Annotated in this window: 24 protein-coding genes and 1 pseudogene; 15 read left to right on the top strand and 10 right to left on the bottom strand. The window is 69.4% G+C overall.

Annotated elements, in window-relative coordinates; all coding sequences use genetic code 11:
• Window positions 1–9 precede the first annotated feature (9 nt).
• Window positions 10–795, bottom strand: coding sequence for a hypothetical protein (locus tag ACFZBT_RS12750; protein ID WP_391101975.1), 786 nt, complete (start codon window positions 793–795; stop codon window positions 10–12).
• A gap of 414 nt (window positions 796–1,209) precedes the next feature.
• On the opposite strand from ACFZBT_RS12750, the gene ACFZBT_RS12745 reads away from it, so the two are divergent.
• Window positions 1,210–2,298, top strand: a complete 1,089-nt coding sequence (locus ACFZBT_RS12745) for a type II CAAX prenyl endopeptidase Rce1 family protein (RefSeq protein WP_391101973.1) — start codon at window positions 1,210–1,212, stop codon at window positions 2,296–2,298.
• Window positions 2,299–2,364: 66 nt separating this feature from the next.
• Here the strand turns inward: ACFZBT_RS12745 and ACFZBT_RS12740 are convergent, their stop codons facing one another.
• Window positions 2,365–3,048: a DUF1524 domain-containing protein gene (locus tag ACFZBT_RS12740; RefSeq protein ID WP_391101971.1), complete on the bottom strand. Its 684-nt coding sequence runs from the start codon at window positions 3,046–3,048 to the stop codon at window positions 2,365–2,367.
• A 173-nt stretch (window positions 3,049–3,221) separates the two neighbouring features.
• Here ACFZBT_RS12740 and ACFZBT_RS12735 point away from each other — a divergent pair, with 173 nt between their 5' ends.
• Window positions 3,222–3,695: a GNAT family N-acetyltransferase gene (locus ACFZBT_RS12735; protein ID WP_391101968.1), complete on the top strand. Its 474-nt coding sequence runs from the start codon at window positions 3,222–3,224 to the stop codon at window positions 3,693–3,695.
• Here the strand turns inward: ACFZBT_RS12735 and ACFZBT_RS12730 are convergent.
• The 4 genes and pseudogenes from ACFZBT_RS12730 to ACFZBT_RS12715 form a co-directional block, all read right to left on the bottom strand.
• Window positions 3,662–3,898, bottom strand: a pseudogene (locus tag ACFZBT_RS12730) (UTRA domain-containing protein); the annotation flags it as partial. The gene ACFZBT_RS12735 and the pseudogene ACFZBT_RS12730 sit on opposite strands and share 34 nt — an antisense overlap.
• Window positions 3,899–3,910: 12 nt before the next feature.
• Complete coding sequence (locus ACFZBT_RS12725; protein ID WP_391101966.1) at window positions 3,911–4,321, bottom strand: PIN domain-containing protein; 411 nt, start codon at window positions 4,319–4,321, stop codon at window positions 3,911–3,913.
• The gene (locus tag ACFZBT_RS12720) at window positions 4,318–4,539 is read right to left on the bottom strand and encodes a type II toxin-antitoxin system VapB family antitoxin (protein WP_391101964.1); all 222 of its coding nucleotides are present in this window, start codon (window positions 4,537–4,539) and stop codon (window positions 4,318–4,320) included. Before ACFZBT_RS12720 ends, ACFZBT_RS12725 begins: the two co-directional genes overlap by 4 nt.
• Before the next feature lie 148 nt (window positions 4,540–4,687).
• Window positions 4,688–7,018, bottom strand: a complete 2,331-nt coding sequence (locus ACFZBT_RS12715) for a heterodisulfide reductase-related iron-sulfur binding cluster (protein WP_391101962.1) — start codon at window positions 7,016–7,018, stop codon at window positions 4,688–4,690.
• 275 nt (window positions 7,019–7,293) lie between these two features.
• Between ACFZBT_RS12715 and ACFZBT_RS12710 the strand changes: the two genes are divergently transcribed.
• The 7 genes from ACFZBT_RS12710 (at window position 7,294) to ACFZBT_RS12680 (ending at window position 15,225) form a co-directional block, all read left to right on the top strand.
• On the top strand, window positions 7,294–8,331 hold the full coding sequence (locus ACFZBT_RS12710; protein ID WP_391101959.1) for an MraY family glycosyltransferase: 1,038 nt from the start codon (window positions 7,294–7,296) through the stop codon (window positions 8,329–8,331).
• Between the two features lie 94 nt (window positions 8,332–8,425).
• Window positions 8,426–10,276 (top strand): molecular chaperone DnaK, encoded by a 1,851-nt coding sequence (gene dnaK / locus ACFZBT_RS12705; RefSeq protein ID WP_391101957.1) that lies wholly within the window; start codon window positions 8,426–8,428, stop codon window positions 10,274–10,276.
• Window positions 10,273–10,923 (top strand): nucleotide exchange factor GrpE, encoded by a 651-nt coding sequence (gene grpE / locus ACFZBT_RS12700; RefSeq protein WP_391101954.1) that lies wholly within the window; start codon window positions 10,273–10,275, stop codon window positions 10,921–10,923. Before dnaK ends, grpE begins: the two co-directional genes overlap by 4 nt.
• A gap of 36 nt (window positions 10,924–10,959) precedes the next feature.
• Window positions 10,960–12,147, top strand: a complete 1,188-nt coding sequence (gene dnaJ / locus ACFZBT_RS12695) for a molecular chaperone DnaJ (RefSeq protein WP_391101951.1) — start codon at window positions 10,960–10,962, stop codon at window positions 12,145–12,147.
• Window positions 12,148–12,152: 5 nt separating this feature from the next.
• Window positions 12,153–12,605, top strand: a complete 453-nt coding sequence (locus ACFZBT_RS12690; protein WP_391101948.1) for a heat shock protein transcriptional repressor HspR — start codon at window positions 12,153–12,155, stop codon at window positions 12,603–12,605.
• Window positions 12,606–12,881: 276 nt separating this feature from the next.
• Entirely contained in the window at window positions 12,882–13,991 is a 1,110-nt protein-coding gene (locus tag ACFZBT_RS12685) for a substrate-binding domain-containing protein (protein ID WP_391101945.1), read from the top strand.
• Between the two features lie 196 nt (window positions 13,992–14,187).
• Window positions 14,188–15,225, top strand: a complete 1,038-nt coding sequence (locus ACFZBT_RS12680; RefSeq protein ID WP_391101942.1) for a LuxR C-terminal-related transcriptional regulator — start codon at window positions 14,188–14,190, stop codon at window positions 15,223–15,225.
• A 27-nt stretch (window positions 15,226–15,252) separates the two neighbouring features.
• Here ACFZBT_RS12680 and ACFZBT_RS12675 read toward each other — a convergent pair whose 3' ends face one another.
• Window positions 15,253–16,197 carry a helix-turn-helix transcriptional regulator gene (locus ACFZBT_RS12675; RefSeq protein ID WP_391101940.1) on the bottom strand — a complete coding sequence of 315 codons (945 nt, stop codon included), beginning with the start codon at window positions 16,195–16,197 and terminating at the stop codon, window positions 15,253–15,255.
• A 182-nt stretch (window positions 16,198–16,379) separates the two neighbouring features.
• Here ACFZBT_RS12675 and ACFZBT_RS12670 point away from each other — a divergent pair, with 182 nt between their 5' ends.
• Both ACFZBT_RS12670 and ACFZBT_RS12665 read left to right on the top strand, forming a co-directional pair.
• The gene (locus tag ACFZBT_RS12670; RefSeq protein ID WP_391102329.1) at window positions 16,380–16,562 is read left to right on the top strand and encodes a hypothetical protein; all 183 of its coding nucleotides are present in this window, start codon (window positions 16,380–16,382) and stop codon (window positions 16,560–16,562) included.
• A gap of 2 nt (window positions 16,563–16,564) precedes the next feature.
• Entirely contained in the window at window positions 16,565–16,900 is a 336-nt protein-coding gene (locus tag ACFZBT_RS12665) for a hypothetical protein (RefSeq protein WP_184594372.1), read from the top strand.
• Window positions 16,901–17,089: 189 nt separating this feature from the next.
• Here ACFZBT_RS12665 and ACFZBT_RS12660 read toward each other — a convergent pair whose 3' ends face one another.
• A complete protein-coding gene (locus ACFZBT_RS12660; protein WP_391101938.1) occupies window positions 17,090–17,506 on the bottom strand; it encodes a TIGR03618 family F420-dependent PPOX class oxidoreductase in 417 nt (138 codons plus the stop codon).
• Window positions 17,507–17,643: 137 nt separating this feature from the next.
• On the opposite strand from ACFZBT_RS12660, the gene clpB reads away from it, so the two are divergent.
• Entirely contained in the window at window positions 17,644–20,241 is a 2,598-nt protein-coding gene (gene clpB / locus ACFZBT_RS12655) for an ATP-dependent chaperone ClpB (protein ID WP_391101936.1), read from the top strand.
• 18 nt (window positions 20,242–20,259) lie between these two features.
• On the opposite strand, the gene ACFZBT_RS12650 is transcribed toward clpB, so the two are convergent.
• The gene (locus ACFZBT_RS12650; RefSeq protein WP_391101933.1) at window positions 20,260–20,739 is read right to left on the bottom strand and encodes a hypothetical protein; all 480 of its coding nucleotides are present in this window, start codon (window positions 20,737–20,739) and stop codon (window positions 20,260–20,262) included.
• A gap of 159 nt (window positions 20,740–20,898) precedes the next feature.
• Between ACFZBT_RS12650 and ACFZBT_RS12645 the strand changes: the two genes are divergently transcribed.
• Window positions 20,899–21,426 carry a YbjN domain-containing protein gene (locus ACFZBT_RS12645; RefSeq protein ID WP_391101930.1) on the top strand — a complete coding sequence of 176 codons (528 nt, stop codon included), beginning with the start codon at window positions 20,899–20,901 and terminating at the stop codon, window positions 21,424–21,426.
• 99 nt (window positions 21,427–21,525) lie between these two features.
• Here the strand turns inward: ACFZBT_RS12645 and ACFZBT_RS12640 are convergent, their stop codons facing one another.
• Window positions 21,526–22,530, bottom strand: a complete 1,005-nt coding sequence (locus ACFZBT_RS12640) for a LuxR C-terminal-related transcriptional regulator (RefSeq protein ID WP_391101928.1) — start codon at window positions 22,528–22,530, stop codon at window positions 21,526–21,528.
• Between the two features lie 302 nt (window positions 22,531–22,832).
• Between ACFZBT_RS12640 and ACFZBT_RS12635 the strand changes: the two genes are divergently transcribed.
• A complete protein-coding gene (locus ACFZBT_RS12635; protein ID WP_391101926.1) occupies window positions 22,833–23,177 on the top strand; it encodes a hypothetical protein in 345 nt (114 codons plus the stop codon).
• A 49-nt stretch (window positions 23,178–23,226) separates the two neighbouring features.
• Window positions 23,227–24,207 carry an LLM class flavin-dependent oxidoreductase gene (locus ACFZBT_RS12630; RefSeq protein WP_391101923.1) on the top strand — a complete coding sequence of 327 codons (981 nt, stop codon included), beginning with the start codon at window positions 23,227–23,229 and terminating at the stop codon, window positions 24,205–24,207.
• The last annotated feature ends 24 nt before the right edge of the window (window positions 24,208–24,231 follow it).

Raw genomic sequence — 24,231 nt, 5'->3', positions numbered from 1 at the left:
CGACGGACTTCAAGCGCCGGCCGGCTCGGTCGGCAAGGTGAACTTCTTCTTCACCGGGTTCTGGTCCGCGTCGGGAATGCCCTCGGCCGTGACGATGGCGCTCGAGGACCCGTCCGGCTCGACGATTCTTGTGATCTCCACCTCTCCGTTGCGGGCCTGATAGGCCATCCAGTCCACGGTTCCCGCGGGACTGCCGCCTGATTTCGGGGCCACGCCCGACGGCACCAGGGTGAGGAGGCAGAGCGACTGCACCATGGCGAGGTCGGAGCCTGTCTTGTCCTGGGTGAGTTCGTGCAAGAACATCGACAGCGCCTGCCAGGCCCAGGCTTCGAAAACGACGCCCTGCCTTCCGTTGTTGACGCAGGCCACGAGGCGGTCCCGCATGGGATCACCCTGCTTCGTCGCACTCAAGGAGATCATGACCACCGGGGGAACGGAATGGGCCCATGTGCCGTACCAGTACTTGTCTCCGCCGGCAGCCTCGTCGACGGTCTCTTCAGTGTGTTCCGACCAGGCCTGCCATATTCCCGTGAGTCCCTTGTCGAGGGCCTTTTCGATCTGGATCGCCGCTATGGAGCGAGCCAGTTCGGTGAGCCAGTCCTTGGTTGCGGGGTTGAAAGCGGCGGCCCGTGCCGCAGCCGTGCACGAGCTGAGGCCGAGGGTGCTCGCCGTGACCGCGGCCGCCGCTCCCCATCGGAGCGTCGTACGACGGCTCACCCCCGCTCGCTCGAGCGCTGCCCGGCGGCCTGCGCCGCCGGCCTGGGATCTCCCATCCCACGACTCGGCATCGAACAAGCTCCCATGGCGCATATGTCCCCCTGGCCCGACCCCATCACCACATCACTCGCAGGTTCAGCGCATCTTAGGTTGTTGCGCCGCTTATTGGACATACTTCGCGCGCGTTCGACGGAACTCTCCATCGGCGATCCGCCGTTCGAACGGACCGGCCGAGACGACGCACTGACCCGCCTGTTGCCTTCACGATGCTCCCCGGCGCCCAACTCCTCGCCCAGGCCGACGGCATGGGGCAGTCAGCGACCGAGGCGCGCCGCCCCGCGACACCCTCCGCGTGACGGACAGCCGGGGGCCGGGATTGGCGCTGCCGGACGCGCAGTTGTGGTGGCACGGGAGCATCCACCCTGAGACCGAATGGTCACTCCTGCTGCGGGCGGACGCCTGGGGCGGCGTGCCCTTGGGAAGCTGTCGATCATGACAGCACCCTTGCCGCCGCCCGGCCCCACCGGTTTCCCCTTCCACCGCATGGACCGCCGCACAGGCCGTCATCGCTGGTGGCGGCCCGTGGTCGGCACCCTGCTGTTCTGCGTCGCCTATCTCATGGTCGTGCTGTTACTCATAGCCGTCACCTACGTCTTCGGGGCGGTCGCCGATGTCCCCGAACTCCCCGATGGGGGACCCGACTTCGGTCCGCTCGCCAACACCGCGATGGAGCTGACGTCCATCGCGATCGCCCTGCCACTGGTGTTGCTGGCCGTGTTGTGGCCGGGGCGTCGGCCGGCCGGCACGGTGACGTCGGTCGCCGGACGGGTGCGGTGGCGCTGGCTGGGATGGTGTCTGCTGGCGGCGGCGCTGCCTGTGGCCGTGCTGACGGGGACCGCCTTCCTCCTGCCTGACGGAGCGACCGGCTCGGGGGAGTCCCAAGTGTGGGTGGGCTGGGGGTCGTTCCTCACGTCCCTGGCCGTGCTGGCGGTCTTCGTCCCGGTGCAGGCCGCGGCCGAGGAGTACGTCTTCCGGGGCTGGCTTACACAAGCGGTCGGTTCCTTCGTCCGTTCCCCGTGGTTCGCCGTGCTCCCGCAGGCCGTGCTGTTCGCCGCCGCCCACGGCTGGGGCACCACGTGGGGCTTCATCGGACTGCTGGTCTTCGGTGTGGTGGCGGGCTGGCTGACCATCCGCACCGGTGGCCTGGAGGCGGCGGTCGCGCTGCACGTCCTGAACAACCTGGTGGCCTTCGGCGCTGCCGCCGCGGTCGTCGACGGGCTGACGTCCGACGAGACCGCGGCCGATTCGCCCTGGCCACTCGCCCTCGCGGACGTCGCGACGACCCTGCTGTACGCGGCGCTCGTCCTGTGGCTGGCCCGCCGCCACCAACCGCAGCGCCTGGCCCCGCCGATGCCGCCGTCGGCCCCGCCTGCGCCGTACGCCCCGTACCCGCCGTATCCCATGCCGTACGGGGCCGCCGTGCCCGGCCACCCCTACGGCGTCCCGGGCGGCGCCACCCCGACCCCGCCGGGGACCGGTACCGCACCTCATGGAGACGTACCGCCCGCTCCAGGGCCGTAGCCCCGGGGCCGTTCGACCGGGCCGGTGGTCCCGCCCCGTCGCCGGGGCAGGGGCCACGGCTCCGTGCTAGGGCGCGGGGTCGTACGTCACGCCGGTGTCGGGGCAGGACTGTGCGAGCCGGGTGAGCGCCTCGAACTCGACGGCGTCGGCGCTGAGGCCCCAGCGGAGCTTGGTCCCGACCCACTCCGAGATGTACCGGCACGTGACGCCTTCGGCCGGGGGCAGCCACTCGGCGGGATCCTTGTCGGCCTTGCTGCGGTTGGAGGCCGCGGTGACGGCGATGAGGGAGGTCAGGGCGTCGAGGTCGTTGGCGTACGCCTCACGCCGCTGGGCGGTCCACTGCGATGCTCCGGAGTCCCATGCCTCGGCGAGCGGCACCATGTGGTCGACATCCAGACCGGAGGCCTCGGTCACCCACCTGGCGTCGTAGTACGACCACCACCGCCCGCCGGAGAGCCTGCAGCCGGCCAGGACCTCGGGTGGGTCGACCGCCTCGGAGATGAGCACCTCCGCGCGCGTGTTGCAGCCGTCGGTGGGGTTCTGGCCCGCGTTCCAGTGCCGGAAGCTCGTGCGCTGGTAGCCCTCGCGCACCTCATCCGCGAGGGGGAGGATGCCGACCGCGTTCGCCATCGGGAGCGTGCGCGGCTCGGCGGCCCGGCTGTGCGCATGCGCATGCGCCGGGCTGGAGGCCAGAAGGGGCAGGGCAACGAGTGCGGCCGCGAGCGCGGCCCGCCTGAGGGTTCTGATCACGCATCGCAGAATCGATTGCGCGTACCTCGTTCGAGGGGCCCGACTCGAACGAATGAGCCAGATGGGGGCGCGGGTTCACCGGGCAGGTGTTCTATGTGCCACCCGATAGAGGTATCTGGGTCGACCCCGATATCCCGGTTGACGAGGCCTGCCACCCCCGGTTTGCTGGCCCGATGTCCCGCCTACGCGTAGAGAAGGTGGACGGCGCCGACGCCGCGGTCCACGACTGGCAGTACGTCCACAACCTCGTCATCCCCACGCATCACCGGTCGCTCGACGAGGTGCGCGAACGGTCCCGGCAGCACGTTCTGGAGGTCGCCTATCTCGACGGGACCTTGATCGGATGCACGACGGTTCGCCCGCCCACGAGCGAGGCACCCGCGGCGACCGTCATCGCTCGTGTCCTCCCCGAGCACCGTGGCCAGGGTTTCGGTGCGGAGCTCTACGAGCGTGGTCTCGCGCAGGCGAGGGAACTCGGCGCCGAGGTCATCGAGACAGTGGTCCTGGCATCCAACACGGACGGCCTCCGCTTCGCACGGCAGCGCGGATTCGTGGAGATCGACGAGTATCTGCTGCCGGGCGAGACGATCCCCTGGTTCGATCTCCGGCTGGATCACTCCGGTACGAACTCGTACCGCACCTCGTAGAGATGCCCCGCCTTCACCATCGACGTCGCCTCGATCGGCCGCCCGTCCGCCGCGAGGACGACCCGGAGCGTGCACAGGACGGGCAAGCTGCCGGGGAGGCGCAGGGCTTCGAACTGTTCCTGCGTGGGGACGCGGGCCGAGACACGGTCCACGCACTGGTGGAGGGTGTGTCCGAGTTGCCGTAGGAGCGTGGGTGTACCGCCGACCGAGGCTCCTCAGGCGATGTCGTGGACGTTGTGCTCGGTCAGGTCGGACGCGTATCGGGCGACCGTGCTGTAGTCGGCATCGTCGTGGAGGACGGCCAGGCCGTGGTGGGCGGCGGTGGCGGCGATGACGAGATCCACCGCCGAGGCGCTGCGATGCTCCCCGGCCTGGGCCATACGGTGTTGCACCGCACTGATCCAGCGCCCGGCGTTCTTCGGCACCGCCACGTCGGGGTAGATGTCGGAGAACATCTCCGCGATCTCGCTGTACTCGCGCCCGTTGCGGGCGCTGTACAAGAACTCGGCGCGTTGCACGTAGCAGGATGCGATGACCCCGGCATCGATCGCGTCGTACCAGGCCGATTGCAGTTTCGGGTCACGGAGCAGCCGGACCAGGCCGGATGTGTCGAGCAGGTACATCACCGGCTGTGCTTCTCCGCCCGGTGCGACTGCTCGGCGTCCTCGACGGCACCCCACTCACGCGCGCGCTCGAAGTGACGGCTGATGCGCGCCGCGCGCTCCTGCTGTTCGGCGTAGAAGCGCAGAGCGAGATTGACCGCCTCCTTCTTGGTCCTGACCCTGGACAGAGCCATGGCGCGTTCCAGAGCGTCGTCGTCGATGTCGATCTGGGTCACGGACATCCGGCACCTCCCGCACGATGTTGGTGATGTACATAGAAGAATACGGCACCAACATTCGCGGCCTCCGCGGCTGAGTGTCCGGCCATGAGACACCGACGCCCCCCGCCCGTTCGGGGCAGGGGGCGTCGGGGACAGCCGCGGACGACGGTTACTTCACCGGCTCCGGCTCCGGCGCGCTCTCCGAGTCCGCCGTGCCCGCCGGCGGCTCGCCGTCGTCGTCGTTGTCGTCGTCGCCGTCGGAGGCCTCCGCCGGGACCGGCGTCTTGACGGAGTCCAGCAGGAGCTGGGCCACGTCCACGACGGTGATGGACTCCTTGGCCTTGCCGTCGTTCTTCTTGCCGTTGACCGAGTCGGTCAGCATGACGAGGCAGAACGGGCAGGCCGTGGAGACGATGTCGGGGTTCAGGGAGAGGGCCTCGTCGACGCGCTCGTTGTTGATGCGCTTGCCGATGCGCTCTTCCATCCACATCCGGGCACCACCGGCACCGCAGCAGAAGCCGCGCTCCTTGTGGCGGTGCATCTCCTCGTTGCGGATGCCGGGGACGCTGGCGATGATCTCGCGCGGGGGCGTGTAGATCTTGTTGTGGCGGCCCAGGTAGCACGGGTCGTGGTACGTGATGATGCCCTCGACCGGCGTGACCGGGATCAGCTTGCCCTCGTCGACGAGGTGCTGGAGCAGCTGGGTGTGGTGGATGACCTCGTAGTCGCCGCCGAGCTGCGGGTACTCGTTGCCGAGCGTGTTGAGGCAGTGCGGGCAGGTCGCGACGATCTTCTTCGCGGACTTCGGCTTCGCCGACTCGGGCGTCACCTTGCCCTCGTCGTCCATCTCCTCGCCGAACGCCATGTTCAGCGCCATGACGTTCTCCATGCCCAGTTCCTGGAACAGCGGCTCGTTGCCCAGGCGGCGGGCGGAGTCACCCGTGCACTTCTCGTCGCCGCCCATGATGGCGAACTTGACGCCCGCGATGTTCAGCAGCTCGGCGAAGGCCTTCGTCGTCTTCTTGGCGCGGTCCTCGAGAGCGCCCGCGCAGCCGACCCAGTACAGGTACTCGACCTCGGACAGGTCCTCGATGTCCTTGCCGACGACCGGGACCTCGAAGTCCAGCTCCTTCAGCCACTCCAGGCGCTGCTTCTTCGCCAGGCCCCAGGGGTTGCCCTTCTTCTCCAGGTTCTTGAGCATCGTGCCCGCCTCGGACGGGAAGGACGACTCGATCATCACCTGGTAGCGGCGCATGTCGACGATGTGGTCGACGTGCTCGATGTCCACCGGGCACTGCTCCACGCAGGCACCGCAGGTGGTGCAGGACCACAGGACGTCCGGGTCGATGACGCCGTTCTCCTCCAGCGACCCCACGAGAGGACGCTCGGCTTCCGCGAGCGCCGCGGCGGGCACACCGGCCAGCTGCTCCTCCGACGCCTTCTCCTCGCCCTCCATCGTCTTGCCGCCGCCGGCCAGCAGGTACGGCGCCTTGGCGTGCGCGTGGTCCCGCAGGGACATGATCAGCAGCTTGGGGGAGAGGGGCTTGCCCGTGTTCCAGGCGGGGCACTGCGACTGGCAGCGGCCGCACTCGGTGCAGGTGGAGAAGTCCAGCAGGCCCTTCCACGAGTACTGCTCGACCTGGGAGACGCCGAAGACGTCGTCGTCGCCCGGGTCGGTGAAGTCGATCGGCTTGCCGCCGGACGTCATCGGCTGCAGGGCGCCCAGCGCCGTGCCGCCGCTCGCCTCGCGCTTGAACCAGATGTTCGGGAAGGCGAGGAAGCGGTGCCAGGCCACACCCATGTTGGTGTTGAGCGAGACGACGATCATCCACACGAACGACGTGCCGATCTTGATCATCGCGACGAAGTAGACCAGGTTCTGGAGCGCGCTCACGCTCAGTCCCTTGAAGGCCAGAACCAGCGGGTACGACGCGAAGTACGACGCCTCGTAGTGGTCCACGTGGTGGAGTGCGCCCTCCAGGCCCCGCAGCACGTAGATCGCCAGGCCGATGGTGAGGATGACGTACTCGACGAAGTACGCCTGGCCGGCCTTGGAGCCGGCGAAGCGGGACTTGCGGCCCGGGCGGCTCGGCAGGTTCAGCAGGCGGATCGCGATGAGCACCGCGATGCCCAGGATCGTCATCACGCCGATGAACTCGATGTACAGCTCGAACGGCAGGAAGGTGCCGATGACCGGCAGCACCCAGTCGGCCTGGAAGAGCTGGCCGAAGGCCTGGGCGAGGGTCGGCGGCAGGGTCAGGAAGCCGACGGCGACGAACCAGTGGGCGACACCGACGATGCCCCACCGGTTCATGCGCGTGTGGCCGAGGAACTCCTTCACCAGGGTCACGCTGCGCTGGTAGGGGTTGTCGGTCCGGGTACCGGCGGGGACCGGCTGGCCCAGCTTGAAATACCGGACGAACTGGCCGATCGCGCGTGCGAGCAGCGCGACGCCGACCACGGTCAGAACCAGCGACACGATGATCGCGGCGAGTTGCATGGGGGCTCCTCGGGCCTGCGAGGGGTTTCTGTCGGGACCCTCTCCGTTTCAGAGGGTTCCCGAAATTACTAAGCGGTAACTTATGCAGTCCGTCTGAGACTACCCCTATCCTCCGCCGCACTGTAGCCGGGTGGGGGGTGATCTGAATCGCTGAGGGTTGCCTCAGAACTCGTACGGATCCAGCCGGGGCTCGGCTGGAATCCGGCCGGAATCCGGTCACGTATTCCGTCGTGTTAGTCGTACCGAATTGTCATAGTCCCGCCTACTTTAGATCCGTGCTCTACGGGATCGCTGCCGCCGCCATCGCTCTCCTGCTCACCGCCCTGCTCGCCGCCCTCCTGCGCGCCCCCGCCCGCTGGTCGCGGCTGGTCGACCGGCGGCGGCAGCGGGAGGTGCCGCTGTCCGGGGGTGTGGCCGTCGTCGCGGTCACCGGTGGGGTGGTGTGCGCATACGGCTGGGTGGAGGGCGTGCCGGTCGGGGGCGAAGTGCGGGAACTCCTCGTCGCCGGGGGCGTGGTGGCCCTGCTCGGGCTGGTCGACGACGTGTGGCGGCTGCGGCGGCGGGTGCTGTTCGCCGGGACGGGTGTGGCGGCCGCGTGCGTCGTGCCGTACGAGGAGACGGGGGTGGGGACCGGGCTGCTGGCCGTCGTGTGGGTCGCGGGGATGGCCCTGGGGTTCCGGGGGGTCGATCACGCCGACGGGGTCGCCGGGGCCGTGGGGGTCGTGACCGCCTTCGGGGTGGGGGTCTGCGCGGCGGTCGAGGTGATGGACGGGATCGCCGTGCTGATGAGCGTGCTGGCCGCCGCGCTGACCGGGTTCCTCATGCACAACTGGCATCCGGCCCGGGTCGGGCTCGGGGCGTGCGGGGCCATGCCCGCGGGGTTCGTGATCGCGCTGGGGGCGGTGTACGCGCGGGCCGGGTCCGGGCTCGGGGAGAGCGCGGGGGTGCTGTTCGCGCTGACCGCCCTGGTGTGCGCCGACGCCGGGCTGGTGCTGCTGTCGCGGCGGATGGCCGGGCGGGCCGTTCTGCGCAGCGGCCCCGACCATCTCGCGCACCGGCTGCGGCGGCTCGGGCTGACCGCGCCGGCGGCGAGTCTGCTGCTGGGCGCCGGGGCGTTGGCGGGGGTGGCGGTCGGGGTACTCGCGCACGCCGGCTGGGTCGGCGACGACGCCTTGTGGTGGGTGGCGGGGACGGCGCTGGTCGTCGTCCTCGCTGTGTCACGCGTCTCGGTGTACCCCTCCCGAGGTCCCAAGGCTCCTCGGCGTGAGATGTCGCCGCAGGTCAGGGCGCCGTTGCGTGTAAGGAACGGATAAGAGTTGAGTCCGGTCGACTCACGTCTGTTGACCGGTCGGGGGCCGTCGTGCACACTTGAGTCCGTTCCACTCAAGTCAGCTGGAGGAATCAACCATGGCACGTGCGGTCGGCATCGACCTGGGCACGACTAACTCCGTCGTCAGCGTTCTGGAGGGCGGCGAGCCCACCGTCATCACCAACGCAGAGGGCGCCAGGACCACGCCGTCCGTCGTCGCCTTCGCCAAGAACGGTGAAGTGCTCGTCGGAGAGGTGGCCAAGCGCCAGGCGGTCACGAACGTGGACCGGACCATCCGCTCCGTCAAGCGCCACATGGGCACGGACTGGAAGATCGAGCTCGACGGGAAGCCCTTCAACCCGCAGCAGATCAGCGCCTTCGTGCTCCAGAAGCTGAAGCGGGACGCCGAGTCCTACCTGGGCGAGAAGGTGACCGACGCGGTCATCACCGTCCCGGCGTACTTCAACGACTCCGAGCGTCAGGCCACGAAGGAGGCCGGCGAGATCGCGGGCCTCAACGTGCTGCGCATCGTCAACGAGCCGACCGCCGCCGCCCTGGCGTACGGCCTCGACAAGGACGACCAGACCATCCTGGTCTTCGACCTCGGTGGCGGTACGTTCGACGTCTCGCTGCTGGAGATCGGCGACGGCGTCGTCGAGGTGAAGGCCACCAACGGTGACAACCACCTCGGTGGTGACGACTGGGACCAGCGCATCGTCGACTACCTGGTCCAGCAGTTCCAGTCCGGCCACGGCGTGGACCTGGGCAAGGACAAGATGGCCCTGCAGCGTCTGCGCGAGGCCGCCGAGAAGGCGAAGATCGAGCTGTCCTCGTCCACCGAGACCTCGATCAACCTGCCCTACATCACCGCCTCCGCCGAGGGCCCCCTGCACCTCGACGAGAAGCTCACCCGCGCCCAGTTCCAGCAGCTGACCGCGGACCTGCTGGAGCGCTGCAAGACGCCGTTCCACAACGTCATCAAGGACGCCGGGATCAACCTCTCCGAGATCGACCACGTCGTTCTCGTCGGTGGCTCCACGCGTATGCCCGCCGTCGCCGAGCTGGTCAAGGACCTGACCGGCGGCAAGGACGCCAACAAGGGCGTCAACCCGGACGAGGTCGTCGCCATCGGCGCCGCCCTGCAGGCCGGTGTCCTCAAGGGCGAGGTCAAGGACGTCCTGCTCCTCGACGTCACCCCGCTGTCCCTCGGTATCGAGACCAAGGGCGGCATCATGACCAAGCTCATCGAGCGGAACACGACGATCCCGACCAAGCGGTCCGAGATCTTCACCACCGCCGAGGACAACCAGCCCTCCGTGCAGATCCAGGTCTACCAGGGCGAGCGCGAGATCGCGGCGTACAACAAGAAGCTCGGGATGTTCGAGCTGACCGGTCTGCCCCCGGCGCCCCGCGGCGTCCCGCAGATCGAGGTGTCCTTCGACATCGACGCCAACGGCATCATGCACGTCACGGCGAAGGACCTCGGCACCGGCAAGGAGCAGAAGATGACCGTCACCGGCGGCTCCTCGCTGCCGAAGGACGAGGTCGACCGCATGCGCCAGGAGGCCGAGCAGTACGCGGAGGAGGACCACAAGCGCCGCGAGGCCGCCGAGTCCCGCAACCAGGGCGAGCAGCTCGTCTACCAGACCGAGAAGTTCCTCAAGGACAACGAGGACAAGGTCCCGGGCGAGATCAAGACCGAGGTCGAGGAAGCCGTCGCCGAGCTGAAGGAGAAGCTCAAGGGCGAGGACTCGGCCGAGATCCGCACCGCCACCGAGAAGGTCGCGGCCGTCTCGCAGAAGCTCGGCTCTGCCATGTACGCGGACGCCAACGCCGCGCAGGCCGCCGGCGGGCCCGAGGGTGCCGCCGACGGTGGCGCCAAGGCCGCTGACGACGACGTCGTCGACGCCGAGATCGTCGACGAGGACCGGAAGGACGGTGCCGCGTGACGGAGGAGACCCCGGGCTTCGACGAGCAGCAGCCCGACGTCCCTTCCGGCGCCACCTCCGATGACGCCGAGCCGAAGGCCGCCCCCTCCGAGGAGGCGGCGGCCCCGGCCGGGGACACGGGACAGGACGTGGCCCTGGTGGCCCAGCTGGACCAGGCCCGCACGGCGCTCAACGAGCGCACGGGCGACCTCCAGCGCCTCCAGGCCGAGTTCCAGAACTACCGCCGCCGGGTCGAGCGCGACCGGATCGCGGTCAAGGAGATCGCCATCGCGAACCTCCTGACCGAGCTCCTGCCCGTGCTCGACGACATCGGCCGCGCGCGGGAGCACGGCGAACTGGTCGGCGGCTTCAAGTCCGTCGCCGAGTCGCTGGAGAGCACCGCGGCGAAGATGGGCCTGCAGCAGTTCGGCAAGGAGGGCGAGCCCTTCGACCCGACGATCCACGAAGCCCTGATGCACAGCTACGCACCCGACGTCACCGAGACGACGTGCGTGGCGATTCTGCAGCCCGGGTACCGGATCGGCGAGCGCACCATCCGCCCCGCGCGGGTGGCGGTGGCCGAACCCCAGCCGGGGGCGCAGACGGTCAAGGCGGACGAGTCCGCCGACGCCGACGACAAGGAGAACGGTGGCCCGGACGAGGGCTGACGTCATATCGGACGACAGGAAGGAGGGGCGTCGAGGATGAGCACCAAGGACTTCATCGAGAAGGACTACTACAAGGTCCTCGGCGTCCCCAAGGACGCCACCGAGGCCGAGATCAAGAAGGCGTACCGGAAGCTCGCCCGCGAGAACCACCCGGACGCCAACAAGGGAAACGTCAAGGCGGAGGAGCGCTTCAAGGAGATCTCCGAGGCCAACGACATTCTCGGCGACCCCAAGAAGCGCAAGGAGTACGACGAGGCACGCGCCCTCTTCGGCAACGGCGGCTTCCGGCCGGGTGCCGGCGGGAGCGGCGGTTCCTTCAACTTCGACCTGGGCGACCTCTTCGGAGGCGGCGCCCAGGGCGGGGGACAGGGAGCCGGCGGCTTCGGCGGCGGGATCGGTGACGTCTTCGGGGGCCTGTTCAACCGCGGCGGAGCGGGCGGTGCGGGGACGCGCACGCACCCCCGGCGCGGCCAGGACATCGAGTCCGAGGTCACGCTCAGCTTCACCGAGGCGATCGAGGGCGCGACGGTCCCGCTCCGGATGTCCTCGCAGTCACCCTGCAAGGCCTGCTCGGGCACCGGCGACAAGAACGGCACGCCGCGCGTGTGCCCGACCTGCGTCGGCACCGGACAGGTCGCCCGGGGCAGCGGCGGCGGGTTCTCCCTGACCGACCCCTGCCCCGACTGCAAGGGCCGCGGCCTGATCGCGGAGCACGCCTGCGAGGTCTGCAAGGGCAGCGGCCGGGCCAAGTCCTCGCGGACCATGCAGGTGCGCATCCCCGCGGGCGTCAGCGACGGCCAGCGGATCCGGCTGCGCGGCAAGGGCGCGCCCGGTGAGCGGGGCGGCCCGGCGGGCGACCTGTACGTGGTCGTGCACGTCGACTCCCACCCGGTGTTCGGCCGCAAGGACGACAACCTCACCGTCACCGTCCCGGTGACCTTCGCCGAGGCCGCCCTCGGCGGCGAGGTCCGGGTGCCGACGCTGGGCGGCCCGCCCGTCACGCTGAAGCTGCCGCCGGGTACGCCGGGCGGCCGCACCATGCGCGCCCGGGGCAAGGGCGCGGTCCGCAAGGACGGCACCCGCGGGGACCTTCTGGTCACCGTCGAGGTGAGTGTTCCGACGGACCTGACGGGGAAGGCTCGTGACGCACTCGAGGCGTATCGCGAGGCGACTTCGGGTGAGGATCCGCGGGCGGATCTGTTCCAGGCCGCGAAGGGAGCATGAGTCAGATGGACGGTCGTCGGCGCAATCCGTATGAACTGACCGAGGAGACCCCGGTCTACGTCATCTCGGTGGCGGCCCAGCTGTCCGGCCTGCACCCCCAGACCCTGCGCCAGTACGACCGTCTGGGCCTGGTGTCCCCCGACCGCACCGCCGGCCGGGGCCGGCGCTACTCGGCCCGCGACATCCAACTGCTGCGCACCGTCCAGCAGTTGTCGCAGGACGAGGGAATCAACCTGGCCGGTATCAAGCGCATCATCGAACTGGAGAACCAGGTCGCAGCCCTCCAGGCCCGTGCGGCCGAACTGGAGAACGCCCTTGAGGGCGCGGCGGCGGCGATGCGCCAGCGCGAGGCCGCGGTGCACGCGTCGTACCGCCGGGACCTGGTGCCGTACCAGGAGGTCCAGCAGAGCAGCGCGCTGGTGGTGTGGCGGCCGAAGCGGCAGCAGCAGTCGGACTGACCGCCTGTCCACAGTCTGTGGAAGGGGCCGGGAGGCAACTCCCGGCCCCTTTCGCGTGCCTTGGGCCGGTTTCCCGGCTCTCCTTTCAATGATCAGACCATGCGGATCGCCTGGAGGTGATTCCGCAGAGTCTTCACAACCACTGCGGAGCGTGGTGTTGTCATCTCGTTAAGTGGTTTCGCTTGACGCTGGGGGCCGCGTCCGCGTTGGCTTTTCAGTCACATGGGCCACAAAGCTGTGCCCACGTCCGAATCACACGTGAAGTGAGCTCCCGACATGCGTCGTCGTATCTCCATATCCGTGGCCGCGGCCGCGATGTCTGTCACGCTCGCCGGATGCGGCGCGCTCAACGCGACGGGGAGCAGTGACGCGGCGAGCCCGGCCAAGGGCGACGACATCACGGTGGGCCTGCTGCTCCCGGAGAAGGCGAACACCCGGTACGAGAACTTCGACTACCCGATCATCAAGACGAAGGTCGAGTCCCTCACCAACAACAAGGGCCGCGTCGAGTACGCCAACGCCGAGGCGGACGCCGACACGCAGGCGGGCCAGATGCAGAAGATGATCGACGACCGGGTCGACGTGATCCTGCTGGACGCGGTCGACTCGCAGGCCATCGCGAGCGGCGTCAAGAAGGCCAAGGAGGCCGGCATCCCGGTCATCGCCTACGACCGGCTGGCCGAGGGGCCCATCGACGCCTACATCTCCTTCGACAACGAACTGGTCGGCGAGGTCCAGGGGCGCACCCTGCTGGAGGCCATCGGCGAGGACGCGAGCCTCTCCGACAAGATCGTCATGATGAACGGCTCGTCGACCGACCCGAACGCCAAGCAGTTCAAGGCGGGTGCGATGTCCGAGCTGAACGGCAAGGTGACGATCGCGCAGTCCTTCGACACCAAGGACTGGAAGCCCGAGAACGCCGAGGCCAACATGGCCGAGGCGATCCGGGCCATCGGCAAGGACGACATCGCCGCCGTCTACTCCGCCAACGACGGCATGGCCGGCGGCATCGTCAAGGCGCTGGAGGCCGCGGGTGTGACCGACCTGCCGCCGATCACCGGGCAGGACGCGGAGCTCCAGGCGGTGCAGCGGATCATCGCGGGCGAGCAGTACATGAGCGTGTACAAGTCGTACCCGCAGGAGGCCGAGAACGCGGCCGAGATGGCCGTGGCCAAGGTCCAGGGCCGGGACATCCAGTTCGCCGCCCTCACCCGCGACAAGGTCGACAGCCCCACCCACAAGGCCATTCCCGCCCAGCTGGTGCCCGTGGTCGCGCTCACGAAGGGGAACATCAAGGACACGGTGGTCGCGGACGACATCTACAAGCTGTCGGACATCTGCACGAGCAAGTACGAGACGGCGTGCCGGGCGATCGGCCTGAAGTGACCCTGTCCTGAAGCGATCCCTCCTGAAGTCCCCCTGTGACGGGCCGATTCCGACTGTGGCCCGCTTCCCCCCGTGGTGAAACCGGTAGGTACCGGTGGTTTCCGGTGGTCGCGGCGTGGGGAGCCGTGTTGCGGAGCAGGTCCCGTCCGCGCATAGTTGCGCTGCGGAAGACGGCGAACCGGGGGTGGGATGGGCGATGGCCGGGCACGGGACGGACGGGCATCCACACGGTGCTGACCGACTGTGCGAGGCCGGGGATCGCGTGTATTCCCGGGCCGTACGGCGGGGCCGCGTGCCGCGCGGGGATGCCGAACCGGTGCCCTGTCTGCTGGAACTCGCCCTGCTGCACCCGGACCCCGACGACATGGACTGGCTGGTGCCGACCTCACCGCAGGAGGTCATGACCCGGCTGCTGCGCGGGATGCACGACGAGGTCAGTGCCAGTCAGCGGCGGGTGGGTTCGGCGGTGGAGGCCGTCGAGTGGTACGCGGGTCTGGGCCGCCAGGTGCGGCCGGCCCCGTCGGCGGGGGAGGGCTCGGCGATCCGGGTGCTGGACGGACTCGCCCGGATCCAGGCCGCGATGGACGAGGCGACCGAGGCGTGCACGACCGAGGTGCTCACGGTCCAGCCAGGCGGCATCCGGCGCGAGGCGGAACTCTCCGAGGGCCTGCACCGGGCGATGGCGCTGCGCGGCCGCGGAGTGCGGATGCGGGACCTGTACACGCATGTCGCCCGGCACGGGCAGGGGCTGCTCACGTATCTGGAGCTGATGGGCGACACCGTGGAGGCCCGCACGCTCGACGAGGTGATCGACCGGCTGATCCTCTTCGACCGGACGGTGGCCTTCGTCCCCGCCAACACCGACCGCACGATGGCCCTGGAGCTGCGGCACCCGGCGATCGTCGAGTATCTGGTCACGGTCTTCGAGCGGCTGTGGCGCCTCGCCATCCCGCTGACCGCCCCGCTCCCCGACACGGGCATCGAGGGCATCTCCCACCGGGAACAGTCCATCGCGGCGCTGCTGGCGGAGGGCCACCAGGACGCGGTGATCGCGGAGCGGCTGGGGATAAGCGTCCGGACGTGCCGGGCGCACATCGCACGGCTGTCGGAGACGCTGGGCGCGGCCAGCCGCACGCAGCTGGGGGTCCGCATCGCCCAGGCGGGACTCGACGGTCCGCCGCGCTCCGCCGCGTCCCTCAGGGTTCCCGGTCAGGAATCCCCGAGCGTCCGATGAGAAGTCCGGGCCGGGGCTTCCTCCTTCTCAGTGGTCCTGCCGCAGGATCCCCGACTGCGCGATGAGGTACCCGAGTTGGGCGCGGCTGCCGCTGCCCAGGGCCGAGGCCAGCTTGGCTATGTGAGCGCGGCAGGTGCGTACGTTCATGCCCAGCCGGCGGGCGATGGCCTCGTCGACGTGGCCCTCGACCAGCAGCTTGGCTATGGAGTACTGGATGTCCGTGATGCCGCCGCGGGCGTTCTCGTACGGGGTGCCCGTGCTCAGCGGCACCGAGCGGTCCCACAGGTACTCGAAGAGCTTGATGAGGTAGCGGACCAGGCCGGGGTGGCGCAGCTCCAGGGCGACCTGCTGGTCGTCGCGGGCGGGGATGAAGGCGACCGACTCGTCGCAGATGATCAGGCGCTCGACGAGTTCGTCGATGGTGCGGTACTCCGCCTTGCCATCGGAGAGCTGGGCGGCGTAGGCCAGCTGCTCGGGGTTGTAGTGCGCGGTGTGCTGGTACAGGGTGCGGATGCGCACACCGCGTTCGATCAGCGGCCTGTCCCGCTCCAGCCCGCGCAGCAGGCTGCGTTCGGACATCCGGTCGCTCGGCTGGACGGTGAGCATCTCCGCCTGGCACTGGACGGTGGCCATGTTGAGCGCGGCGTTGATACGTTCGCCGCCTTCGAGCACAGTGATGGCGTCACTGGTGGCGGCGAGCTGGGTACCCAGGGCCATGAACGGCTGAAAGGTCTCCGCGAGCCCGGTTGCCAGGCGACGGCGGTCGGCTATCTCCTGCTCCAGCGGGTTGAGCTGCCGGGACAGGGCGACCGCCGGGGGCACCGGCCGCAGCCAGTTCGGGTCGTCCGGATCCGGATGAAGCAGGGCGAACTCCACCAGACAGGGGGCGGGCTCCGCATCCGCGCGAGCGATGCGTCCGGAGCGCAGTGCGGCGGCATACAGACGGCCGCCCTCCTCGCACCACTCGGTCATCGCATGGGGATGTGTCGCCTTAGTCCGATTCGCTGTCAAATCTCCACCCCCCAGGGTCCTGAACATGCAGGAACATGATGCATCGATTGTGTGGCCATGACGTGCCCGAATAAGCCATCGTCGTACCTGACGGGGGAAAAGGGGACCTTCAAGTGAGGACGAAGCCGACTATGCGTAACAGAATGCTTCGCTCGGTGCTTGTCGCCGCCTTCTCCGCCGTTGTGGCCCTCGGCACCCTGAGTGGCTTCTCCGATGCGAAGGACGATGTTCGGGCGAACAGCAGCTGGCCGTCTGTCGCCGTGAACACCAACGGCGCGAGCAACAGCAGTTGGCCGAGTTCCGGGGCAGCGGACTCCGGGAGCTGACCGTGACCACTCCACCCGACGACCGCTCCTTCCGCAGAGAGATGGCCACCGCCTACCGCTCCGGCTGGCACTTCATCGACCTGGTCACCGCCATCCCCCACAGTGGTGACTCGTTGATGGTGACCGTGTTCGGCGAGCCGGTGGTCGTCACGCGGGACGAGGACGAGGACGTACGGGCTTACCGGTGTCTGCGGCGGCCTCGGGGGGCGCCGCAGCCCGTGCGATGTGCCGTACGGTACGGAATGATCTTTGTGAACCTGGACCAAAGGGACCACGAGCAGGTGGACGCCGAGTCTCCTGCCCCGAGGACCATCTCTGCCACCCCCCGCAGTGCCTGACGCGATTCCCCCGTCGTAACAGATCGCTCAGGTGCTTCCCCCCGCAGCGGCGTCACCGTGACCTGAACACGGTGACGCCGCTGCAGTTTTTGGGGGACATTTCCTGGAATCGACCTGGAGTCGACCTGGTCACGCGGTGGCCGGAAGCAATCGATCACCGGTGTGGATTTTCACTTCGCCCCACCTCGTTCACCCTCGCCCCATCGCGCGCGTCAGCTCGATCTCGATCACCACGCGCGCCGGGTTGGGCGACGGGGTCCGGCCGTAGCGCTCCGCGTAGCGGCGTTCCGCCTCCGCGACCCGGTCGGGCTCGGCGTGGACGAAGGCCCGGCCCTCCAGCGTGGCCCACCGCTTGCCCTCCATCTGGCAGACCGCGACGGCCGCCCCCCGCTCCCCGGCGGCCAGCACATGGCGCGCCTTGGCGCTCGCCTTGTTCGTGATCACCCGAGCCAGACGGGCCTCGGGATCGTATGTGACACCGACGGGTACCACGTGCGGAGTGCCGTCCGGGCGGGGAGTCGTCAGGGTGCAGACGTACCGTTCCCGCCAGAAGGCGAGGTACGGCTGGTCGGGGGCACCCGGATCGACGGAGTACTTGGTGGCCATGCCCCGGAACATAGCCGCTCGCGTACTCCCGGATCCGCCCTTGAGTGGAATAGACTCAACTTTATGTACGCTGATGGAGTCAGCGCAGTGAGTCGGTGCGCTGATCGGGTCAGTGCAAGGAGGAGGAGAACGCGAACGTGGACGCCGAGCTGACCAACCGGAGCCGGGACGCGATCAACGCGGCCAGCAACCGTGCCGTGACCGAGGGGCACCCCGACCTCACCCCCGCCCACCTGCTGCTCTCGCTGCTCCAGGGCCAGGACAACGAGAACATCACCGATCTGCTCGCGGCGGTCGACACCGACCAGGCGGCCGTACGGGCCGGAGCCGAGCGCGTACTCGCCGGTCTGCCCAGCGTCACCGGGTCCACCGTGGCGCCGCCCCAGCCCAACCGCGAGATGCTCGCCGTCGTCGCCGACGCGCAGGCCCGCGCCAAGGAGCTCGGCGACGAGTACCTGTCGACCGAGCACCTGCTCATCGGCATCGCCGCGAAGGGCGGCGCGGCCGGCGAGGTGCTGGCCCAGCAGGGCGCCGACGCCAAGAAGCTGCAGGCCGCCTTCCAGAAGACGCGGGGGCAGCGCCGGGTGACCACGGCCGACCCCGAGGGGCAGTACAAGGCCCTGGAGAAGTTCGGCACCGACTTCACCGCCGCCGCCCGGGAGGGCAAGCTCGACCCCGTCATCGGGCGGGACCAGGAGATCCGGCGGGTCGTGCAGGTACTCAGCCGCAGGACGAAGAACAACCCCGTGCTGATCGGCGAGCCCGGCGTCGGCAAGACCGCCGTCGTCGAGGGACTCGCCCAGCGGATCGTGAAGGGCGATGTGCCCGAGTCGCTGAAGGACAAGCGGCTCGTCGCGCTCGACCTGGGCGCGATGGTCGCCGGGGCGAAGTACCGGGGCGAGTTCGAGGAGCGGCTGAAGACCGTCCTGGCCGAGATCAAGGACTCCGACGGGCAGATCATCACCTTCATCGACGAGCTGCACACCGTCGTCGGGGCCGGAGCGGGCGGCGACTCCGCCATGGACGCCGGCAACATGCTGAAGCCGATGCTGGCGCGCGGTGAGCTGCGCATGGTGGGTGCCACCACGCTGGACGAGTACCGGGAGCGGATCGAGAAGGACCCCGCACTGGAGCGCCGCTTCCAGCAGGTGCTGGTCGCCGAGCCGACCGTCGAGGACTCGATCGCGATCCTGCGCGGGCTCAAGGGCCGCTACGAGGCCCACCACAAGGTGCAGATCGCGGACAGCGCGCTGGTCGCCGCCGCGTCGCTCTCCGACCGGTACATCACCTCCCGCTTCCTGCCCGACAAGGCCATCGACCTCGTCGACGAGGCGGCCTCCCGCCTCCGTATGGAGATCGACTCGTCCCCCGTCGAGATCGACGAACTCCAGCGTGCCGTCGACCGGTTGAAGATGGAGGAGCTGGCGATCGGCAAGGAGACCGACGCGGCCTCCCGTGAGCGTCTGGACAAGCTGCGGCGCGACCTCGCCGACAAGGAGGAGGAGTTGCGCGGCCTCACCGCCCGCTGGGAGAAGGAGAAGCAGTCCCTCAACCGCGTCGGTGAGCTGAAGGAACGCCTCGACGAGGTGCGCGGCCAGGCCGAACGCGCCCAGCGCGACGGCGACTTCGACACCGCCTCCAAGCTGCTCTACGGCGAGATCCCGGCCCTGGAGAAGGAGCTGGAGGCCGCCTCCGAGGCCGAGGAAGAGGTCGCCAAGGACACCATGGTCAAGGAGGAGGTCGGCTCCGACGACATCGCCGACGTCGTCGCCTCCTGGACCGGTATCCCGGCCGGGCGCCTGCTGGAGGGCGAGACGCAGAAGCTGCTGCGCATGGAGGACGAGCTCGGCAAGCGCCTCATCGGGCAGACCGAGGCGGTGCGGGCGGTGTCCGACGCCGTCCGGCGCTCCCGCGCGGGCATCGCCGACCCCGACCGGCCCACCGGCTCGTTCCTCTTCCTCGGCCCGACGGGCGTGGGCAAGACCGAACTGGCCAAGGCCCTCGCCGACTTCCTCTTCGACGACGAGCGGGCCATGGTCCGCATCGACATGTCGGAGTACAGCGAGAAGCACAGCGTGGCCCGCCTCGTCGGCGCCCCGCCCGGATACGTCGGCTACGAGGAGGGCGGCCAGCTCACCGAGGCGGTGCGCCGCCGCCCGTACTCCGTCGTCCTGCTGGACGAGGTGGAGAAGGCCCACCCCGAGGTCTTCGACATCCTGCTCCAGGTGCTGGACGACGGGCGGCTGACGGACGGCCAGGGCCGCACGGTCGACTTCCGCAACACGATCCTCGTGCTGACGTCGAACCTGGGCAGCCAGTTCCTGGTCGACCCGATCACCAGTGACGAAGAGAAGAAGGAGCAGGTCCTCGAGGTGGTGCGGACCTCCTTCAAGCCGGAGTTCCTCAACCGCCTGGACGACCTGGTCGTCTTCGCCGCGCTGACCAAGCCCGAGCTGGAGCGCATCGCGAAGCTCCAGCTGGAGCGCCTGGCCAAGCGCCTCGCCGAGCGGCGCCTCACCCTGGACATCACGCCCGGGGCCCTGGCCTGGCTCGCCGAGGAGGGCATGGACCCGGCGTACGGCGCCCGGCCGCTGCGCCGCCTCGTCCAGTCCGCCATCGGTGACCGCCTGGCCAAGGAGATCCTCTCCGGCGAGATCAAGGACGGCGACACGGTCCGGGTGGACCGCTTCGAGGAGGGCTTGATCGTGGGGCCGGCGACGGGCAAGACGCTCTAGAAGGTCACATCGGGAGGGTCACGTCGTGAACGCCGAGAACCGCACCGACGCGGTCTCGGCGTCCTCGTAGTCCACCCTCACCTGGACCACGTGCGCCTCGGCCGTGCCGGGGAGGCCGTCCTCGTGGGTCACGTCGAGGCACAGCGCCCCGCAGGAGCCGTCCGTGCGGACCCGCGGGGCGTCCGGGTACGTCTCGCTCAGCCAGCCGCGCACGTCCTCGCGCGGCATCCGCAGCACCGCTGTGTACGCGGTGTCGATGCCGCGCTGCACGGCGCACTGGTCCGCCTGGGTGTTCGCGGGCATCCGGGCACCGCCGAACAGCAGCACCTCGGCGCAGGCCGCCTTCGCCGGGCCGCCCGCGCGTGGATCGTCCCTGTCGGTCAGGGCCCAGGTGAAGAGGCCGACGATCAGGAACCCGAGGACCAGCACCGGCACCGCGATGAACGGCAGGACCAGCCCCCACCGGGTATGACCTCTGTCCTGTGCCCGCATGGCCATCGCCCCCTCCGTCGGCTGCTCAGGAGGACGGTTCGGGGTACCCGGAGGTTGCAGTTGACCGGATCGTGTCAGCCGAGGGCTGACAGGGTCTGTCGGGGCTTGCCACCCCCCTCCCCGCATGGGGGAGGATGGCGGAATCCGTACGAAGGGAAATTCACGGTGACCATCGACCCGTCCTCGATTCCGAACTTCGGGGGCCAGCCCGAGCCGCAGCCCGGCGGCCCGGCCGGCCCCGTCGTCCCGGATCAGGACCTCGTGAAGCAGCTCCTCGACCAGATGGAGCTCAAGTACGTCGTCGACGACGAGGGAGACCTCGCGGCGCCGTGGGAGCAGTTCCGCACCTACTTCATGTTCCGGGGTGAGGGAGACCAGCAGGTCTTCTCCGTGCGGACGTTCTACGACCGGCCCCATGAGATCGAGCAGAAGCCGCAGATCCTGGAGTCCATCGACGACTGGAACCGCCGTACCCTGTGGCCCAAGGTCTACAGCCACACCCACGACGACGGCACGGTCCGCCTGATCGGCGAGGCCCAGATGCTGATCGGCATGGGTGTCAGCCTGGAGCACTTCGTCTCCTCGACCGTCAGCTGGGTGCGCGCCGCGATCGAGTTCGACAAGTGGCTCATCGAGCAGCTCGGTCTCGAGGAGGAGATCAACGAAGCGGAGAAGCCCGAAGACGAGGAGTAGGGCCCCGAGCGGGCCTCCACGGCGCGTCGGCGCGTACGAGCAGGTACGTGCTGTGCGCGCCGTCTGCTTTTTCAGCCCGGCTTTTCAGCCCGGCATTTTTCAGCTCAGCCAGCCCTTCTCGTGAGCGAGCAGCGCGGCCTCCACCCGGTTCGCGGCGCCGAGGCGGCGCATGATCGTGGCCAGGTGCTTGCGGTAGGTGCGTACGGACACCCCGAGGCGGCGCGCCGCGGTCTCGTCCTTGTCGGCTTCCCTGAGCATGGCGAGGATCTCGCGTTCGATGTCGGACGGCATGTCCGCGTCCTCGCCGGGGAGTTCCTCCGCGGCCTCCCACATGCGCTCGAAGAGCGTGACCAGCGTGGCCACCAGTCCGGGTTCACGCACCAGCAGCGCCCCCACCGAGGTGGCCGCGGGGTTGATGGGGGTCAGCGCGGCCGACCGGTCGACGATGATCACGCGTTCGATGGGGTGGTGGGAGATCCGCACCTCGGCACCGTGCGAGACCAGCTCGCGCATATAGGTGAGAGTGGTGTCGTCCTGCATGATCGCGGACCCCATGATCATGCGCATCCGCACGCCGCGGCGCAGCAACCGCATGTTGATCGGGTGCGAGACGGCGATCGACTCCTCGGTCAGGATGCCGGTCGGCTCCGTGGTCAGGTCCTCGGTCCGGGCGAAGAAGGTCAGCTCGTCGATGGCTTCCCGGACCGCTTCGATCCCGTGCAGCTGCGTGATCATCTGGCCGCCGTCGGCGGCGTCCGCGCGGGGCGAGGAGGGGGCGGTCAGGCGCTCCAGGAACAGGGACTCGATGACCGAGTGCCGCGTGGCCTCGCTCTCCAGCTCCTCCCGCAGGCGGCGCAGCCGGCCGTCGATCAACGTGTCCACGGCCCGGGGCGGAGGGACCGGGCGGACCGCGCCCTGGGTGTTCCGGGTGGCGATCCCCAACGCCACCAGCCGGTCCAGAGCCGATTCCTCGAACGGCGGGTGCGAGTCCGGACCGGACTCCTGGGCGCCGGACGCGGGCGAGGACGAGCCGCGTCTCAGGAGGGCGCGGTACAGCCGTTCCTCTTCCTCGTTCACGCCCAGGAAAGCAAGCGGATTGCCCATGTGTCTCCCCCTGTTGATGATCGATCACACATGCGGTCCCTGGAATCCTTGAACGCCCGCACTCGACTGTCAATGACGGATTATCAACATATGTCCCTTAGTTCTGGTATCGCACAGCCAATTCGGTGACGGCGAGCGGGCGCGGTGTGAGGGCCGTCGCTGCAGCTTGAGGAATCCGCGCGTGCAGCAAGCTGCGCGCAAATGACCTCGTGGCGGCCCTCGCCAGACGGCAGAGTCGTTCTCGCAAGGAAGCACGAACAGCGCAGAACGAAAACGCCGCATCGAGCATCGAGGAGACATCCGTGAACCGCGCCACGTCCCGCAGCACGCAGTCGTTCCGTCGTCGTGGACACGTCGTCGTCGGCCTGCTGACCGCGGGGATGATCGCCCTGGCCGGCCAGGGAACGGCCTTCGCCGCCGAGCAGCCGGCGGGCGGCCGGACGGCGACGGAGACGGTCGCGGCGACGGAGACGGTTGCGGCGTCGGCATCGGTCACCGGGTCGGCGTCCGTGGCGTCGGCGGAGCGCGGGAACGGGAACGGGACGGCGTTCGTGCCGGGGATCAACCCCCGCGCGTGGCTCCAGATCATCGGCGACCTGCTGCCCGGCCCGGTCGCGCTGCCGAAGAACAACAACGACTGGAAGTAGTCAGCGGCAGCGGCCGGCCCGACATCACGACCCAGGAGAACCCGACGCCATGACCGACTACTCCGTGCTCCTCCCTTGTGTGCCCCGCCGTCTGGAGCAGGCACTCCCCTTCGCCGGACTGGTCCGGTGGAGCGGGGCGACCCGCCTCTGGCAGGGACAGGCCATGGTGATGGAGCCCCACCAGACCTTCACCGGTCTGGCCGGGGCCGGGTTCCGGGTCCCGACCGGCTTCGGTGTCACGCTGATGCCGCTGCGCCACCCGTACGAGGCGGCTCTGCAGGCGCGGTCCGTGGCCCTGGCCACCGGGGAACCGGTGATCGCGGGCTTCGGCCCGGGCGCCAGGGCCTTCCAGGAGAACATCCTCGGAGCGCCGTACGAGAAGCCGCTCCAGGTGGCGCGCCAGTACGTGACGGCGGTGCGCCGGCTCCTCGACGGGGAGACCGTCGCCATGGACGGCCCGCACTTCACCTTCCGGGGCCAGCTGGCCCCGGCCGCGGCACCCAGGGTCGACGTGGGCCTGGGCGTGCTGCGGCCGGGTATGGCCCGGCTGGCGGGCGAGGTGGCGGACGTCGTGATCACCTGGCTGACGCCGCCCGGATATCTGCGGGACGTGATCCTGCCCGCGGTGGCCGAGGGCGCGGCGCGGGCGGGACGGACGGCACCGCCCCGGGTCGTCGCCATGGTTCCCGTGGGACTGGAGAAGGAGGGGCGCGAGGGCGCCGCGCCCGAACGGCTGGCTCTGGCGGGCAACGCGCCGCACATGCGGGCCCCGCACTATCTGGACATGCTCGGCCGGGCCGGTGTGGACGTCGGTTCGGGGCGGATCGAGGACGTGACGCGCGGTGTCGTGGAGACCGGCGCGTTCGCGGGCGGCGATCTGCCGCAGGTGGTCAAGGCGCTCCGGGCCTACGAAGAGGTGGGGGTGGACGAGATCGTCCTGAACACCACCGCCGTGCACAAGCTCTTCGGCGCCCAGGAGTCGCTCGCGGACCTCTCGGCGATCCTGCGGTCGGTGACGGCACCGCACTGACCGATCGCCCGGCGCCCGTTCGTG

Source organism: Streptomyces sp. NPDC008137 (assembly GCF_042957035.1).
Lineage (GTDB): Bacteria > Actinomycetota > Actinomycetes > Streptomycetales > Streptomycetaceae > Streptomyces.
This window is presented reverse-complemented; position numbering and strand designations above follow the sequence as displayed.

Coding starts and splice junctions, on each gene's coding strand:
- ACFZBT_RS12680 (WP_391101942.1), top strand. CDS start 14,188: ATGGCCGGGCACGGGACGGACGGGCATCCACACGGTGCTGACCGACTG.
- ACFZBT_RS12720 (WP_391101964.1), bottom strand. CDS start 4,539: ATGTCCGTGACCCAGATCGACATCGACGACGACGCTCTGGAACGCGCC.
- ACFZBT_RS12630 (WP_391101923.1), top strand. CDS start 23,227: ATGACCGACTACTCCGTGCTCCTCCCTTGTGTGCCCCGCCGTCTGGAG.
- ACFZBT_RS12675 (WP_391101940.1), bottom strand. CDS start 16,197: ATGACCGAGTGGTGCGAGGAGGGCGGCCGTCTGTATGCCGCCGCACTG.
- ACFZBT_RS12735 (WP_391101968.1), top strand. CDS start 3,222: ATGTCCCGCCTACGCGTAGAGAAGGTGGACGGCGCCGACGCCGCGGTC.
- ACFZBT_RS12715 (WP_391101962.1), bottom strand. CDS start 7,018: ATGCAACTCGCCGCGATCATCGTGTCGCTGGTTCTGACCGTGGTCGGC.
- dnaJ (WP_391101951.1), top strand. CDS start 10,960: ATGAGCACCAAGGACTTCATCGAGAAGGACTACTACAAGGTCCTCGGC.
- ACFZBT_RS12670 (WP_391102329.1), top strand. CDS start 16,380: ATGCTTCGCTCGGTGCTTGTCGCCGCCTTCTCCGCCGTTGTGGCCCTC.
- ACFZBT_RS12685 (WP_391101945.1), top strand. CDS start 12,882: ATGCGTCGTCGTATCTCCATATCCGTGGCCGCGGCCGCGATGTCTGTC.
- ACFZBT_RS12640 (WP_391101928.1), bottom strand. CDS start 22,530: ATGGGCAATCCGCTTGCTTTCCTGGGCGTGAACGAGGAAGAGGAACGG.
- ACFZBT_RS12690 (WP_391101948.1), top strand. CDS start 12,153: ATGGACGGTCGTCGGCGCAATCCGTATGAACTGACCGAGGAGACCCCG.
- ACFZBT_RS12745 (WP_391101973.1), top strand. CDS start 1,210: ATGACAGCACCCTTGCCGCCGCCCGGCCCCACCGGTTTCCCCTTCCAC.
- ACFZBT_RS12650 (WP_391101933.1), bottom strand. CDS start 20,739: ATGGCCATGCGGGCACAGGACAGAGGTCATACCCGGTGGGGGCTGGTC.
- dnaK (WP_391101957.1), top strand. CDS start 8,426: ATGGCACGTGCGGTCGGCATCGACCTGGGCACGACTAACTCCGTCGTC.
- ACFZBT_RS12660 (WP_391101938.1), bottom strand. CDS start 17,506: ATGGCCACCAAGTACTCCGTCGATCCGGGTGCCCCCGACCAGCCGTAC.